Below are 15,448 nucleotides of genomic sequence, written 5' to 3' on the forward strand. Positions count from 1 at the left end.
AAAAATTAAAGTACAAAGCATAAAAAAAGGAGGCAATGCCTCCTTTTTCAATTGTTGAGTTTTGGTAAATGTTCTTAGAAACCGTAAGCTAAACGTAAACCTACAAATTTCACTTTGCTGTCAATGTTAGTAACGTAGTTTGAGGTTGACTCGTAACGGATACCGGCATCAATAAAGTTACCGCTTGCGCTAACAGGGAACTGTACACCAATTTGCGGAGCCCATACAAAAGCTGTTGACTTGTCGTTGTAGGTATCAGCTTTGTTTAATAAGAAAGCTGCACCTGCTTCACCCTGGATGTAGAAATTAGCAACCGGGAAGAATTTTAAACCTGCTTTAACCGGCAACAACTGTACATTAGGTAATTTTACATCTGCAACAGTTTTACCAAAGAAATTGTTAAAACCAGCGTTAACAGTAGCAAATAACTGGCTTGCAACCGGGATATCTGCCTGTACCGAACCACCAAGGTTCCATTTGTGGCTGTCTTTAAAGTTACTTACAGGTACACCAGTTTCTACACCAATGCTGTAGCGTATGCCGCTTGGGGTAGTTGTTGAAGTAGATGTAGGGGTTGTTTGAGCTTTAGCTGAGTATGATAAACCTGCAAATGCTAAAACTAATGCTGCGATTTTTAATGTGCTTTTCATGATTTTAAAAATTTAGATCGTGTGCTTTTTTCTTTTGCACGGCACAAAGTAAAGCACGAAAAAGCATTGGATTTTTCATCCAAAAGTCACAATTATTTAATCGTTTGATTAACAATAATTTAAATTTGACCATTTGGGTAATTTGGTCAACACACTGTCAATTATTGATGAAATTAAAATGAAAAAAGGCCCAATACGCATAGTACAGCGCCTTTTTGCTTATTTATCAAAGGATATTAACGGGACAGTTTTTATTTATTTGACCGAAAATTTGGTTGCCGTTTTTCCATAAATGCCGCTACCCCTTCTTTGAAATCAGCGGTGCTAAAACATTTTCCAAACTCATCTATTTCGGTGATATATCCTGAGCGGCTACCCTCTGTACCAGTATTAACAGCACGTATAGCCGCGGCTATAGCAAGAGGAGAGCGCGTCAGTATCTTATTCATTATTTCCTCTGCTTTGGGCAAAAGATCATCCTGGAAAACTACATGGTTAACCAGGCCAATTTGCAGTGCTTCAGCAGCGGTGATCATATCGGCAGTCATGATCAGCTCCAGCGCTTTACCGCGGCCTACCAATTGCGTAAGCCTTTGCGTGCCGCCATAGCCCGGTATTAAACCCAAAGTGACTTCGGGCAGGCCCATTTTGGCATTATCAGATGCGACGCGGATGTGGCAGGCCATAGCCAGTTCTAATCCGCCGCCCAGGGCAAAGCCATTTACAGCTGCAATTACCGGTTTAGTACTATTGGCGATCATATCAAAAACGGTAGTCTGTCCCCTTTCTGCAAGTGCGCGGCCACCTCCGTAATCCAACCCTTCAAATTCGGCTATATCTGCGCCGGCAACAAAGGCTTTTTTCCCTGTGCCGGTTATAATAATGCCCCCTATAGCCGCATTTTCCAATGCTACCGTAAGTGCTTCATGCAATTCGGCAAGTGTAAAGCGGTTAAGCGCGTTCAGTTTCTTTTCGCGATCAATAGTAATATATTGGATAAGGCCTTTTACCTCTACTTTTATATGCTCGTACTCCATAGCCCTTTCTGCATTAAAAATTACGGTGGGTATGCACCCAATTGGTTATATAACTTACAATATCATGTGTGCTGGTTCCGGGCGGAAATAATTCTCCGGCGCCCATGGCCTTAAGTTCGGCCATATCGTCGGCCGGGATAATACCGCCTCCTGTAAGCAAAACGTCGTTCATTTGCTTTTCTTTTAATAAGGCCAACACTTTTGGAAAAACTGTCATATGCGCGCCCGATAGTATACTGATGCCAATAGCGTCAACATCTTCCTGCAGGGCTGTGTTTACCACCATTTCGGGTGTTTGGCGTAAGCCGGTATAAATTACCTCCATGCCGGCATCACGCAGGCTGGTAGCAATAATACGGGCGCCACGGTCATGCCCGTCGAGGCCTACTTTTGCTACTAATACACGTATGGGGCGGTTAAATTGGCTGGCACTCATAGCTCGGTTTGCTTTTGGTAAATGTAGGAAATTTTCTCTATGGCGTAATTGCGAGGATAGCGCTATGAGACTTTATGGCCCGCAGAGAGTATAAAGTCTTTCTATTGTATTTCAACTTGTTATACAATAACATCTTTTAAAGTAAAGAATAGTAAATAAAAGTAAAATTTAGCCAAATTCAGTACTTTTACACCCTGTTTTAATATCATGAGCGAAGAAAGATCACTTAATTTTATAGAAGAAATTGTTGAAGCGGATATAGCCGCCGGCAAACATGACGGCAGGGTGCTTACCCGTTTCCCGCCTGAACCTAATGGCTACCTGCACATCGGCCACGCTAAATCCATTTGCCTTAATTTTGGCCTCGCCCAAAAATATAATGGTAAAACCAACCTGCGTTTTGATGATACCAACCCCGTAAAAGAGGATGTTGAGTATGTGGATAGCATTAAGGAAGATGTAAAATGGCTCGGCTTTGAGTGGGCCAATGAGTTCTACGCCTCAGACTATTTTGACAAATTATACGATTTTGCCGTCGAGCTCATTAAAAAAGGATTCGCCTATGTTGATGACAGTAACGCCGAAGAAATAGCCGCACAAAAAGGTACGCCAACAGAGCCGGGAACCGGTAACGAGTACCGCAATCGTAGCGTTGAAGAGAACCTGCGCCTGTTTGCCGAAATGAAAGATGGCAAGTACCCGGATGGTGCTAAAGTTTTGCGTGCCAAGATTGACCTGGCATCGCCCAATATGTTACTGCGCGACCCGCTGATGTACCGTATTAAGCACGCGCATCACCACCGTACAGGAGATAAATGGTGTATTTACCCGATGTATGATTTCGCCCACGGCCAGAGCGACGCCATAGAAGAAATCACGCATAGTATATGTACGCTGGAGTTTGTGCCCCACCGCGCGCTGTATGATCTTTTTATAGAGCGCCTTAACCTGTTCCCGAGTAAACAGTATGAGTTTGCCCGCCTTAACCTCAACTACACGGTAATGAGCAAACGTAAACTGCTGCAACTGGTTGAAGATGGCTTTGTTGATGGTTGGGATGACCCGCGCATGCCTACCATTAGCGGCTTACGCCGCCGTGGTTACACACCTGCCAGTATCCGCGAGTTTTGCGAGCGCATAGGGGTGGCTAAACGCGAAAACATGATAGATGTAGGTTTGCTGGAATTTTGCATACGCGAGGACCTCAACAAAACTGCGTGGCGCCGTATGGCCGTGCTTGATCCGGTGAAACTGATCATCGACAATTACCCTGAAGGACAAACCGATATTTTTAGCGGCGAAAACAACCCGGAGGTTGAAGGCGGCGATGGCAGCAGGGAGTTCCCATTTGGCCGTGAACTTTGGATTGAGCGCGACGACTTCATGGAAGAGCCTACTAAAAAATATTTCAGGCTGGGTATAGGCTTAATGGTAAGGCTGAAAAACGCCTACATTATTAAAGGTGAAAGCATTGTGAAAGACGCGGAAGGTAACATTACCGAGATCCATTGCTCTTACATACCCGAATCAAAAAGCGGGAACGACACCAGCGGTATCAACGTAAAAGGCACTATCCACTGGGTGAGTGTCGAGCATGCCAAAACCGCCGAAGTTAGGCTGTACGACCGCCTGTTTAAGGTAGAAGACCCAAGCAACGAGGATGGCGACTTTAAGGATTACATTAACCCTGATAGCCTGCAGGTAATTAAAACGGCTTACATTGAGCCAGACTTGGTTAACGCCGTTGCCGGCATACCAGTACAGTTCATGCGTAAGGGCTATTTTACGCTGGATAAAAATGCCACATCCGATAAACTGGTGTTTAACCGTACTGTTACCCTTAAAGATGGCTGGGTGAAGAAATAAACCCAATTTCTATAAAAAGAAACGCAAGGCTTTTAGCAGCCTGGCGTTTCTTTTTTAGGTACTAACTATACAAAATCCATCGCTCTGAAACCGGAGTTAAGCACTGTGCTGTTATTCACATTCAGCCACTTATCCAATAAGGTGGCATATATATTCCTGAAATCGATCTCGTATTTCAGGTCGCCGTTGTCTAACTGGGTCAAATCGGGCGCGTTGTTATAAATGCCTTGCTTGTTTAGCTTACCACCAAAAAGCATCACATTATTAGCCGTACCATGGTCTGTGCCGTCGCTGGCATTTTGCTCAACCCGGCGGCCAAACTCGGAGAAGGTCATTACTAAGGTATCATCCAGCCTGCCGGTTTGTTTAAGGTCTTTAATAAATGCCGCTACACCCTCACCGTATACTTTTAACTGGCGGCCCTGCTGGTTTATTTGAGTAGTATGCGTATCAAACCCGCTTAAAGAAACATAATATACCCGTGTTTTTAAACCCGAATTAATAAACTTAGCTACGCTTTTTAACTGGTTAGCAAACCCGGTTTGCGGATATTCTGCTTTTGTTTGATAGGTTTTTGATGTTTGCTGTATGTAATCGGCTGATGAATAGGTTTCAATCATGGTTTTATACAGGTAACCCAGGTTGTCTTCGTTCAAATTATCGTTGTGCTCGTTAACCAGTTCCTTAAAAAACGGTTCACGGGTGTTGCTGTATAATTTACCGGGGTTTTGCACGGCTATTCCCTTCATTTTAGAACCCTTAAGGGCCAGCGACAAGGTATCATCCACCTCGACAGCGGTATAAGGGTTTTTATTCACGGCGCAATTAGCGTCAAGATAGCGGCCTATCCAGCCGGTGGTAAGAAATTGGTCTGACGCGCTGGCGGTTTGCCATATATCCATAGAGCGAAAATGCGACCGGTCGGGATTAGGGTAACCCACGGAGTTAATGATACTCATCCAGCCCTGGTCGTAAAGTTCCTTAAGCGCAGCCAGGTTAGGGTTAAGCGCCTGCAAGTCATTTAACTTGATCAGATCAGGCTGTTTGATAGCTATGGTTTTTCGTTTCTGATAGTAAACATCATTACCGTAGGGTACAATAGTATTTAAGCCATCGTTACCACCAGACAGCTGTATGATCACCAGGTTTTTAAACCCGCTTAGCTCGTTTGATGCCATCGCCTCGAACGGTTTCAGGAATGATGGTATCAGAAACACGCCAGATGCCAGCGCGCTGCTTTTTAAAAAATCGCGTCTTTTCATAACTAACACAATTGATATTCCGGCGTAGATACCAGCTCTACCACCATTGATTTAATACTGCCCGATTGCACAATCACTGATTTTAAATTGCTGTTTACCTCCGGCGATAATAATACCTCAGCCACTTGTTCTTTAGTAGCCCCTTTAGGTATACCGGCCAAAAACTTATCCCAATCTGCGGTGGATTGTGCCTGGGTTTTTACCTGTTTACGGTTAGGCATACCTGCCAGCAGCGCTTCATCTTCGGGATCGGCTTTGCCGTGGAAATCTATGATGCCGTTGTTAAGTACAGTAGAAGGTATTTTTAAACGGTACATAAGCGATGAGCTGTCTATCCAGTTTTTACCACCCGGCCAACCGGCTACATTTGGCGGATAAAACAGCACCTGCCCAAGCGCCCGTTCGAACTGCATCATTACTTCGGGGTTGTTATAGGTAATGTAAAACTGGCGGTTGAGGCCTACAATGAGATCGATAGGTGATTTGATAAGGTTGCCCACATTGGCCGGGGCGTAAAACCAATCGGCTGTAAAAATATATTTCAGCACCGGGCTAAGCTCATAATTGCCGTTGTAAAGCAAATCAGCCATGGCGTTAACATGCGTTTTGTCAGGCGTATCATTCACCAGGTACCGGTATAACTTGGTACAGATAAATACAGCAGTTTGCTTTTTTTGCAACAAGATATCAATAATATCTTCTCCCTTGAAGTTCCCGCTCTGGCCCATAAAGGTTTTGCTGCCTTCATCGTGCTGGCCCGCACGCATCACAAACTCTCCATTATTATTGAAACCCCATCCGGTAAACGCCCTTGCCGATTCTTTAATATCCTGCTCAGTATAATTACCCCGGCCAATGGTAAAAAGCTCCATCAACTCGCGGGCGAAGTTCTCATTAGGATGGCCTTTTCTGTTTTGCTGGTTGTTGAGAAATTGCAGCATAGCCGGCGATTGCGACACCTGCAACAGCAGGGTTTTGAAATTTCCAAGCGCGTTATCGCGTTGTATATTGTTTAGCTGCTGCGCATACCACGGGTTTTGTGTACGGCAAGCAAAATGATTGTGCCAAAACAACACCATCTTCTCACGTAAAACGGCTTCAGTACTGCTCATCTGGTTCAGCCAGGCAAGGTTAAGGTCCTTTTCCTGCTGCCGCTGCTCCTGCAGGAACATTTTACGTGTAAGGGTATCTGTTTTATCTGCCCTATCGGCCATTTGGTACGTTTGGTTAGCCGTTAGTAAGCTAAGGGGCTGCGAAAAATCTGACGACTTAAACAGTTCATCAACAGCATGTTTAACCGATAGCTTCTGGTATTGCGCCAGCTTATCTACATTTAGCCCGAAACCCGCACGGGCATATAAATGCTTAATCTTTGCTAAACTATTCATTATCAAATAAGACAAGCCCCGCAGCAAGTGGTTTAGCGTGCAGGAAACTTTTTTTACCCTTACGGGCAATTTGATTTATGTGTACTACTACCTTACAATTAAATAACCATGTTATACCGGCTGCAAAGTATACCGAAATGCAGCAGTATATGGATAACATTGCCAAGGCACAAAATAAAAAGCTGGTGATACGCAAGAAGGCATAACTTTGCCTTTGATGATATACCGGCTTGATGAACGTTTGTTATTTCCCGACCCGGCGCTGGCCGATGACGACGGACTACTGGCCATAGGCGGCGACCTCTCTGTTGAGCGGTTGCTGCTGGCCTATCACAACGGCATTTTTCCCTGGTTCAGCGAAGACGACCCTATTCTGTGGTATTCGCCGCACGAACGGTTTGTACTTTATCCGCATGAAATAATGATTTCCAAATCCATGCGGAAAATAATGAACAGCAATATCTTTGAGATTACTGTAAACCAATGTTTTGATGAGGTGGTTAGTCACTGTTCAACAATAAACCGGCAGGGACAAACCGGCACCTGGATAACCTCCGGGATGAAAGAGGCATACTCCGCCCTGCACCAGCTGGGCCACGCCCATTCTGTAGAGGTTTGGAAAGATGGCCATTTAGCAGGAGGGCTTTACGGCGTAAATGCCGATAAGGTATTCTGTGGCGAGAGCATGTTTAGCCTGGTAAACAATGCTTCTAAAGCTGCACTCATCTGGCTCTGCCATAACAGCAACTACACCCTTATTGACTGCCAGGTATACACCGAACATTTACAAAGTATGGGTGCACGTACCATAGACAGAGCCGAATATTTGGATATACTGCATAATAAAGCCCTTTAAACAGTAGCTTTGCAACAGATGGAGCAGGCAAATGTAAAAGAACGCGTTATTTTAGGTATAGACCCCGGCACGGCTGTTATGGGGTATGGCTTAATACTCGAAAAAGGGAACCACATCCAGCTTATCAGCCTTGGAGTGGTTAAACTGGACAAGCTCGACGATCATATGCTTAAACTGCAGCGTATCTTTGAAAAAACGGTTGCTTTGATTGATCAATATAACCCCGATTGCCTGGCCATAGAAGCTCCCTTTTACGGAAAGAACATACAAGTGATGTTAAAATTGGGGCGGGCACAGGGAATTTGTATGGCTGCAGCACTTTCCCGTAGTATTGATATTACGGAATATTCTCCACGTAAAATAAAGCAATCTATAACTGGCAATGGCAGCGCGACTAAAGAGCAAGTAGCCGCAATGCTGCAAACCCTGCTAAAATTTACCGAAACGCCCGATTTTTTAGACGCCACAGACGGGCTTGCTGTAGCTGTATGCCATTCATTCCAGAAAATAAGCACCAAAGCCCCCAAAAGCGGCAAAAGCAAAAAAGCCTATTCAGGCTGGGAAACCTTCATTAAAGACAATGCCGACAGGGTGGTAAAAAAACCCACCTAAATATCAGTCGCCTACGGTTCCTGCAATATCTCAACCTCGGCTACCGGGCTAAAAAGGTAAATACGTTTAGTGCTCACCTCTACACATTTATAACGCTTACGCAGCTTTTCCTGCATACGGAAAACACGGCCGTCCTTCAGTTTAAAAACAGCGTTGGCAGGGAGTTTTTCCACGGTATGTACCGCCTCTTTCGGCGCGTCGTATTTCCGGAGCGAGCGATATAAATTAAGGTCGGAGCAGCTTGAAGCAGCGGGATTGTCAAGGTAATTCATGATCGCCGCTTTTACATCGGCCGGAAAAACATCCTTTTCAAAAAAAGGTTGCATCATTTTCTTAAAATTATTCTTCCATTCGGTGCCGTGTGGTTTAGCGCGCTGCTTGTGCTCGTTCCAGGTGTGTAAATGCGCAAACTCATGTACCGTTGTTACCAGGAAAGCGTAGGGATTAAGATCGTAGTTTACAGATATCCGGTGCCCCTTGCCACCAAAAGGTGCCCGGTAATCGCCAAATTTACTGTTGCGGTTACGCGATATTTTAAACTCGCACTTAAAGTAATCTATCCAGCGGCCAATAAGTGGTGCCGCGTCAGGCGGGAGATACTTTTCTAATACTTTTACTTTATCCAATTTCTACCTCTGTATCAAAGATAAGGGATTTGTTAATGGATATAATATCGAACACTGAATTTTGAATATAGAATGATGAAGTCTTACTTCGACGTTCATTATTTCCTATTAGATGTTAGCTATTAGATATTATTTCAGCAGGTGATATGCCAAAAACGCCATGGTGTAGGCAAGCACCGTCATATAGGCAAATTGCGCGGCAGGCCAGCGCCAGTTTTTAGTTTCGCGGTAAACTACGGCTACCGTACTGGCGCACTGCATGGCAAAAGCGTAAAACATCATGAGCGAGAAAGCCACAGCGAGCGTAAAAGCCGGCTGGCCTGTATTGGGGTTGCGTGCTTTGCGCATTTTATCCTGTACGGAGTCGATGCGGTCAGCATCGCCCTCTACGCTATAAATGGTGGCCATAGTGCCCACAAATACCTCGCGGGCGGCAAATGAGGTGATGAGCGCGATACCTATCTTCCAGTCGAAGCCGAGGGGTTTAATAACGGGTTCTATCACATGGCCCAGTACGCCTGCGTAAGAGTTCTCCAGTTTCTCGGTAGAGATAACCCTCTTGAGGCTGTCAGCCGTCATGCTTTGGGTAAATTGTGGCTGACTGTATTTCTGTTCTATCTTTTCAAAACGCTTGCCCGGACCATAGCTGGATAATACCCACAAAATAACTGATACGGCAATAATTACCTTGCCTGCCTGCAAAACAAATGTTTTAGAACGTTCAAACATAGACAGACCCACATTGCGCCAGCGTGGCATACGGTATACCGGCAGTTCCATAATAAAGTATCCGCGTTCACGGGCCTTTAGCACAAACTTCATAACAAAAGCTACCAACACGGCCGAAACTAAACTGAGCACATACATACCCGTAAGCGCCAGTCCCTGCAGGTTAAATATCCACCAGATGTTTTTGTTGGGTACCACCAGCGCAATAAGCAGTGTGTACACCGGCAACCTGGCAGAGCAAGCCACCAGTGGGGTTACCATAATGGTAATCATGCGGTCCTTCCAGTTCTCAATGGTGCGGGTACTCATAATAGAGGGTACAGCACAGGCAAAGCCACCTATCAACGGAACTACAGACTTGCCGTTTAAACCTACCTTACGCATGATCTTATCCATCATAAACGTAACGCGCGACATATAGCCGGTATCTTCCAGTATGGATATAAAAGCAAACAGGATAGCTATCTGTGGAATAAACACCAGTACCCCGCTTAAGCCGGCAACCACACCATCAACCAGCAGATCGGCCACCGGGCCAGGCGGCAGTATATCACGTAAAGCTCCCTCAGCCCAAACAAAACTGTTCTCAATCAACGACATAGGGTAGGCAGACCATGCAAATATGGACTGGAACATGAACAGCAGTACCATCATGAAGATGATAAACCCGAATACCTTGTGGGTAAGGATATGGTCTATACGGTTGCTCAGGCTTTCTTCATGTGCTGTTTGCGGTGTTTGTACGGTATCATACAACACATCATTAATATAATTATAGCGGGCTATAGTTTCGGCAGCCTGCGCTTTTTGCGAATGGAAGGAATGTTTCTTTTCCAGTTCCTCAATTCGGTTGCTCTGTTCTGTAGTCAGAAATTTAAGATGCTCGTGCTGGTGTGCCAGTTGTAAAGCAAAATAGGGGCTCGAGGCACCAATCTCTTCGGTAATATCATCTATTAAAGCAGGAGCCAGCGCATTCACATAAATACTATCCGTTTGTAGCGGAATTTGATTGGCGTAAGCGATCAGCTTTTTAAGGTCGTCAATACCTTGTTCCTTCCTGGCCGAAATAGGCACAACAGGTACACCTAACCTTTTAGCCAGCAGGTTAACATCTATATCTATCCCTGCCTTCCTGGCCATATCCATCATGTTTAGGGCGATGATAATGGGTATTTTCAAGTCGGCCACCTGAGTATATAATAGCAGGTTCCGTTTAAGGTTAGTAGCATCCAGTATTACTACTACGAGGTCGGGCGATAGATCTGACCCTTTTTCGGCCAGTACAGAAAATACGATAGACTCATCTTTACTTTTAGGGTAAAGGCTGTAAGTTCCGGGAAGGTCAATGATCTCGGCACGGCGGCCATCAGGAAGCGGGCAAAAGCCTGTTTTCTTATCAACAGTTACACCCGGAAAGTTTCCGATCTTTTGGTTTAAACCGGTAAGGGCATTAAAAAGGGTTGATTTACCGGTATTGGGGTTTCCTACAAGCGCAACTCTTATTTCAGCTTTCAATGATCAAATTATTGCAGTACAATAGTTGAGGCCTCAAAACGGCGCAGACTAAGCTGGTAGCCGGAAACATGTATAGCTATTGGGTCGCCAAGCGGCGCTACACGCGAAACTTTTATAGCCTCACCGGGAAGGCATCCCATCTCCATTAATTTAACAGACATTTCCAGATCGGTAAATTCCTTTACTATGCCTGTTTCTCCAACTTCGAGCTGCTCAAGTGTCATACCAGTAGTATTTTCTCAGGCACAAATTTAGCTTTATTTATAACAAATCCAAATAAGAATAGCCGTTGGTGATACTTTTTGACGAAAAAAAGAGAATTAAACGTAGCGGGTAGGCTTACTTGCAGAGGCAGACTTTCCAAAATGCGGACAGCCGCAATCTTTTTTAAATATTCCGCATGAGGTTGAACCGGCCAACAATATGATAAAGGCGCACAAATACTTTACTTTTTTCATTTATTACTGTTTATAGCATTTCCGGTAACGAGGACGGCAAATATGCCCATGCTGGCGCCAATGGTATCGGCAAGCAGATCGTGCCAGTCGCCAGTGCGCCACGTAAAAATACGTGATTGCAGCACTTCTATCAGTGCGCCGTAGCTCAGCAACACAATCGTATTTTTCATGGCTATTTCTATGCGGATATTACGGGTGTGCCATTTTCTGATACTACCGGTGCAGTATAAAACGGATAGCACGAAAAAAAAGATGCAATGCACCATCTTGTCAAAGCCGGCAAAGAACAATCCTTCTCCTTCTCTAACAGAAATGGGTATGGCGCATAATATTAAAACAAAGAGGGCCCACAATATTGCAGGCCCGTAATATTTAAAAGTACTTTTCATTAGTGCCCAATAACACCTTTGTACGCATCGGCGTCTAAAAGGTTGTCGGCATCAGCCGGGTTCTTAATGCTGATCTTCACCATCCAGCCTTCGCCGTATGGGTCTGAGTTTACCAGTTCAGGTTCGCTATCCAATTTGCTATTCACTTCCAATACAGTGCCATCAACCGGCATAAACAGGTCAGATACAGTCTTAACAGCTTCTACGGTGCCAAAGACAGCTTCTTTAGAAACTTCCTGACCCACGGTATTGATATCGATGTAAACGATATCACCTAACTCGCCCTGTGCAAATTCGGTTATACCTATGTAAGCTTCGTTACCTTCAATTCTGATCCACTCGTGATCGCTGGTGTACTTTAATTCTGCCGGAAAATTCATAACGTTTGTTTTGTGTGCCCAAAAATAGCAAAAGTTTAAACTATATAGAAGGCATTTTACAGCTGCCTGTTTATTAAAACTAAATGGCCAGCAGTTTGTTAGAAACAGTACAAAAACTAAAAATATCTATCAAAATGAAAAAGTTAAGCTTAGCAGCAATGATAGCCGTTGCGGCATTATCATTCCAGGCATGTAACAATGCCGCAAAAGACAGCAAAGAAACAGCTGACAGTGTAAACGCAGTAAAAGACACCACTACCAATGGTTCTACAGGTATTGCTGTAGATGAAAAAGACGCAAAATTCGCTACTGACGCCGCCAATGCGGGTATGGCCGAAGTTGCTGCCGGTAAAGTAGCCGCAGAAAAAGCTACTAATGCGCAAGTAAAAGAGTTCGCTAACATGATGGTAACCGACCATACCAAGGTTAACGAAGAGCTAATGGAAATTGCTAAAAAGAAAAATATTACTCTGCCTACAGCTCCTGATGAAGATCACCAAAAAATGCTGAGCGATCTATCTGCAAAATCTGGTAAAGATTTCGACAAAGCTTATGTTGACGCGATGGTAGATGGCCACAAAAAAGTTGAATCAATGTTAGAAGATGCTTCTAAAAATTGCAAAGATGCTGACCTGATGGCATTTGCTACTAAAACTTTGCCTGCTGTAAAAATGCACCTGGCAAAAATCGAAGCTATTCAGAAATCAATGAAATAAAATCAATAAAATTGATCTTTGAAAGGGAAGGGTATAATGCTCTTCCCTTTTTTGTTGCAGATAATTTGGCCAAATGCGGCATTAACTCATAAATTTACCACCATGTCAGCACCAATAGTTACAGGCCTGATGGCTTACGGTATGTCGGGCAGGATATTTCATGCACCGTTCATTCACACTAATCCGCACTTTACTTTAAAGGGAATTGTAGAACGGCATGAGAAAAAAGCATCAAAGCTTTATCCGGACATTACCGAATATAATTCGATAGAAGAATTGCTGAATGATAGCGAGGTAGAATTGGTAATTGTAAATACGCCCAGCAACCTGCATTTTGAGCATGCTATGATGGCCATGAAGGCAGGCAAGCATGTCCTGTTAGAGAAACCCGCCGCCGCAACTTCTGAAGAAGTAAAAACGCTCTTCGATACTGCAAAAGAGCTTAACCGGCACTTGATGGTTTATCAAAATCGCCGTTATGATAGCGGTTTTCTTTCTACCAAAGAGGTAATTGAAAGCGGCCGCTTGGGGCAACTAATAGAGGTAACCTTTCGGATGGACCGTTACAAGGCGGCCATAGGGGTTAAATCATTTAAGGAAACAAAGGGGGTGCCTGCAGGCGGCCTGGTTTACGATTTGGGCGCGCACCTGCTGGATAATGCCATTGCCTTATTTGGCCGGCCGTTATCCTTCCATAAAACCACCGGTATATATCGCGATGGCTCGGAAGTGCCGGATTATTTCCATTATCATTTACTATACCCTAATCAGCTAAATGTTTACCTTACATCGGGCTTGCAGATTGCCGGAGAAACGCCGGGGTTTTGGGTTAATGGAACGTTGGGCAGTTTTATTAAGAACCGTACAGATGTGCAGGAAGCGCAACTGGATAAAGGTATGCTGCCGACTGAAGATGCTTATGGGGTTGAACCGGCAGGGAATGAGGGTAAACTCACCATTGTGAATTTTGATAATGAGAAATGTACAGAAACAGTGCCATCGGTAAATGGCGATTATAACCAAATATTTGAGGCGGCCTATCATACCATACGCGAAAATGCGTTATTCCCTGTAACCGAAGAACAAATTGCCTGGCAGATAGAAATGCTGGAAGCTTAACTATCATACATAAATGACCCTGAATAAAATGAAAAGACTTGCTTTTGTACTATTGTTATTGGTGGGTGGCTTTGCCTGTACACAGGCGCAAACCATGCCTGCAACCATCGCGCCTTTCAAGATCCTCACCACAAAGGATCAAAACCTTACCCCGGCCGATCTGCCTAAAAACAAACCTGTGGTATTGATTTATTTTGCGCCAGACTGCCCGCATTGCCAAAAACTCATCAGAGAGTTGAAGCCTGATATGGATAAACTTAAGAAGTTTGAAGTGGTGATGATCACTTTTACCGATATCCGCATGGTAAAAACCTTCGAGAACGATTACGGGCTTGATAAATATCCTAATTTTATTTTAGGCACCGAGGGTTATACCTACACCGTGCAACGTTATTATCAGTTAAAACATACGCCTTTTGTAGCCATATATGGCAAAAATGGCCAGCTACAACAGTACTTTGATAAAGCACCTGAAGGTAAAGATGTGATAGCGGCTTTAAAGAAAGTATAATTCTACCCAAAGCGCTAAAAAATAAGGCCCGAATGTGATCTACATTCGGGCCTTATTTTTATAATATCTGCTCTTATTTAGCCATTACCGCTGTGATCATGGGTATGCTCTTCGCGGAAAAGCTTGGCGCTAAAGAAATCGTTATTCATACGGCTGATATTCATCAGCGTGATCTCTTTAGGGCATTCTGCCTCGCAGGCACCGGTATTGGTACAGTTACCAAAACCTTCTTTATCCATTTGCTTTACCATGGCCTGTACGCGGCTCCAGCGCTCAGGCTGGCCTTGCGGCAATAAGCCCAGTTGCGTGATCTTAGCCGAGGTGAATAACATGGCCGAAGCATTTTTACAAGCCGCTACACAAGCGCCGCAACCAATACAGGTGGCAGAGTTAAAGGCTTCATCAGCCACAACTTTAGGAATAGGTGTCGAGTTAGCATCAGGCACGCCGCCGGTGTTTACTGAAATAAAACCACCAGCCTGCTGTATACGATCAAACGCTGAACGGTCTGTAGCCAAATCCTTAATTACAGGGAAGGCTGCAGAGCGCCAAGGCTCAATGGTAACCGTGTCGCCATCGTTAAAGCTGCGCATATGCAACTGGCAGGTAGTAATAGCACGCTTAGGACCATGCGGCCTGCCGTTGATGTATAATGAACAGCTACCGCAGATACCCTCGCGGCAGTCGTGGTCAAAGTGGATAGGGTCTTCCTGTTTTTTGATCAGACTTTCATTCACCACGTCAAGCATTTCCAAGAACGACATATCCGGCGATATCCCTTCAGCTTTATAGGTCACAAACTTACCTGGAGTTTGTGTGTTTTTTTGGCGCCATACTTTAAGCGTCAAGTTCATATTTTCGTGACTCATACTTTAGTGAGTTGTGAGTGGAGCGTAGT

At 44.5% G+C, this 15,448-nt stretch carries 18 protein-coding genes; 7 read left to right on the forward strand and 11 right to left on the reverse strand.

Annotation, left to right across the window (positions count from 1 at the left end; translation table 11 throughout):
- Positions 1-74: 74 nt before the first annotated feature.
- From CKK33_RS03535 to CKK33_RS03545, 3 genes are all read right to left on the reverse strand, one after another.
- Positions 75-650, reverse strand: a complete 576-nt coding sequence (locus CKK33_RS03535; protein ID WP_095702785.1) for an outer membrane beta-barrel protein — start codon at positions 648-650, stop codon at positions 75-77.
- Between the two features lie 251 nt (positions 651-901).
- Positions 902-1,687 carry an enoyl-CoA hydratase/isomerase family protein gene (locus CKK33_RS03540; RefSeq protein ID WP_095702786.1) on the reverse strand — a complete coding sequence of 262 codons (786 nt, stop codon included), beginning with the start codon at positions 1,685-1,687 and terminating at the stop codon, positions 902-904.
- A gap of 13 nt (positions 1,688-1,700) precedes the next feature.
- Positions 1,701-2,123: a cobalamin B12-binding domain-containing protein gene (locus CKK33_RS03545; RefSeq protein WP_095702787.1), complete on the reverse strand. Its 423-nt coding sequence runs from the start codon at positions 2,121-2,123 to the stop codon at positions 1,701-1,703.
- A gap of 207 nt (positions 2,124-2,330) precedes the next feature.
- On the opposite strand from CKK33_RS03545, the gene CKK33_RS03550 reads away from it, so the two are divergent.
- Positions 2,331-3,989, forward strand: a complete 1,659-nt coding sequence (locus CKK33_RS03550; RefSeq protein ID WP_198952436.1) for a glutamine--tRNA ligase/YqeY domain fusion protein — start codon at positions 2,331-2,333, stop codon at positions 3,987-3,989.
- Between the two features lie 65 nt (positions 3,990-4,054).
- Here the strand turns inward: CKK33_RS03550 and CKK33_RS03555 are convergent, their stop codons facing one another.
- On the reverse strand, positions 4,055-5,251 hold the full coding sequence (locus tag CKK33_RS03555) for a DUF1501 domain-containing protein (protein WP_095702789.1): 1,197 nt from the start codon (positions 5,249-5,251) through the stop codon (positions 4,055-4,057).
- A gap of 2 nt (positions 5,252-5,253) precedes the next feature.
- Entirely contained in the window at positions 5,254-6,639 is a 1,386-nt protein-coding gene (locus CKK33_RS03560) for a DUF1800 family protein (RefSeq protein WP_095702790.1), read from the reverse strand.
- Positions 6,640-6,716: 77 nt separating this feature from the next.
- Between CKK33_RS03560 and CKK33_RS19800 the strand changes: the two genes are divergently transcribed.
- The 3 genes from CKK33_RS19800 to ruvC are packed head-to-tail and all read left to right on the forward strand — an operon-like array spanning position 6,717 to position 8,107.
- Positions 6,717-6,845 (forward strand): hypothetical protein, encoded by a 129-nt coding sequence (locus CKK33_RS19800; RefSeq protein ID WP_255404594.1) that lies wholly within the window; start codon positions 6,717-6,719, stop codon positions 6,843-6,845.
- Positions 6,846-6,856: 11 nt separating this feature from the next.
- A complete protein-coding gene (aat, locus tag CKK33_RS03565) occupies positions 6,857-7,495 on the forward strand; it encodes a leucyl/phenylalanyl-tRNA--protein transferase (RefSeq protein ID WP_095702791.1) in 639 nt (212 codons plus the stop codon).
- Positions 7,496-7,513: 18 nt separating this feature from the next.
- Positions 7,514-8,107 carry a crossover junction endodeoxyribonuclease RuvC gene (ruvC, locus tag CKK33_RS03570; RefSeq protein WP_095702792.1) on the forward strand — a complete coding sequence of 198 codons (594 nt, stop codon included), beginning with the start codon at positions 7,514-7,516 and terminating at the stop codon, positions 8,105-8,107.
- Between the two features lie 11 nt (positions 8,108-8,118).
- Here ruvC and CKK33_RS03575 read toward each other — a convergent pair whose 3' ends face one another.
- The 5 genes from CKK33_RS03575 to gcvH form a co-directional block, all read right to left on the reverse strand.
- On the reverse strand, positions 8,119-8,733 hold the full coding sequence (locus CKK33_RS03575; protein ID WP_095702793.1) for a SprT-like domain-containing protein: 615 nt from the start codon (positions 8,731-8,733) through the stop codon (positions 8,119-8,121).
- A 129-nt stretch (positions 8,734-8,862) separates the two neighbouring features.
- Entirely contained in the window at positions 8,863-10,977 is a 2,115-nt protein-coding gene (feoB, locus tag CKK33_RS03580; RefSeq protein WP_095702794.1) for a ferrous iron transport protein B, read from the reverse strand.
- Positions 10,978-10,985: 8 nt separating this feature from the next.
- The gene (locus tag CKK33_RS03585) at positions 10,986-11,201 is read right to left on the reverse strand and encodes a ferrous iron transport protein A (protein ID WP_095702795.1); all 216 of its coding nucleotides are present in this window, start codon (positions 11,199-11,201) and stop codon (positions 10,986-10,988) included.
- Between the two features lie 230 nt (positions 11,202-11,431).
- Positions 11,432-11,824, reverse strand: a complete 393-nt coding sequence (locus CKK33_RS03590; RefSeq protein ID WP_095702796.1) for a VanZ family protein — start codon at positions 11,822-11,824, stop codon at positions 11,432-11,434.
- A complete protein-coding gene (gcvH, locus tag CKK33_RS03595) occupies positions 11,824-12,204 on the reverse strand; it encodes a glycine cleavage system protein GcvH (protein ID WP_095702797.1) in 381 nt (126 codons plus the stop codon). Before gcvH ends, CKK33_RS03590 begins: the two co-directional genes overlap by 1 nt.
- A 134-nt stretch (positions 12,205-12,338) precedes the next feature.
- On the opposite strand from gcvH, the gene CKK33_RS03600 reads away from it, so the two are divergent.
- The 3 genes from CKK33_RS03600 to CKK33_RS03610 all read left to right on the forward strand — a co-directional run bounded on the left by CKK33_RS03600 (position 12,339) and on the right by CKK33_RS03610 (position 14,550).
- Complete coding sequence (locus CKK33_RS03600) at positions 12,339-12,920, forward strand: DUF4142 domain-containing protein (protein WP_095705735.1); 582 nt, start codon at positions 12,339-12,341, stop codon at positions 12,918-12,920.
- Positions 12,921-13,022: 102 nt separating this feature from the next.
- Positions 13,023-14,039, forward strand: a complete 1,017-nt coding sequence (locus CKK33_RS03605) for a Gfo/Idh/MocA family oxidoreductase (RefSeq protein ID WP_095705736.1) — start codon at positions 13,023-13,025, stop codon at positions 14,037-14,039.
- A 13-nt stretch (positions 14,040-14,052) separates the two neighbouring features.
- On the forward strand, positions 14,053-14,550 hold the full coding sequence (locus CKK33_RS03610; RefSeq protein WP_095702798.1) for a thioredoxin-like domain-containing protein: 498 nt from the start codon (positions 14,053-14,055) through the stop codon (positions 14,548-14,550).
- A 77-nt stretch (positions 14,551-14,627) separates the two neighbouring features.
- Here the strand turns inward: CKK33_RS03610 and CKK33_RS03615 are convergent, their stop codons facing one another.
- Positions 14,628-15,419, reverse strand: coding sequence for a succinate dehydrogenase/fumarate reductase iron-sulfur subunit (locus CKK33_RS03615; protein ID WP_095702799.1), 792 nt, complete (start codon positions 15,417-15,419; stop codon positions 14,628-14,630).
- Positions 15,420-15,448 lie beyond the last annotated feature (29 nt).

Source organism: Mucilaginibacter sp. MD40, assembly GCF_002288635.1.
Lineage (GTDB): Bacteria > Bacteroidota > Bacteroidia > Sphingobacteriales > Sphingobacteriaceae > Mucilaginibacter.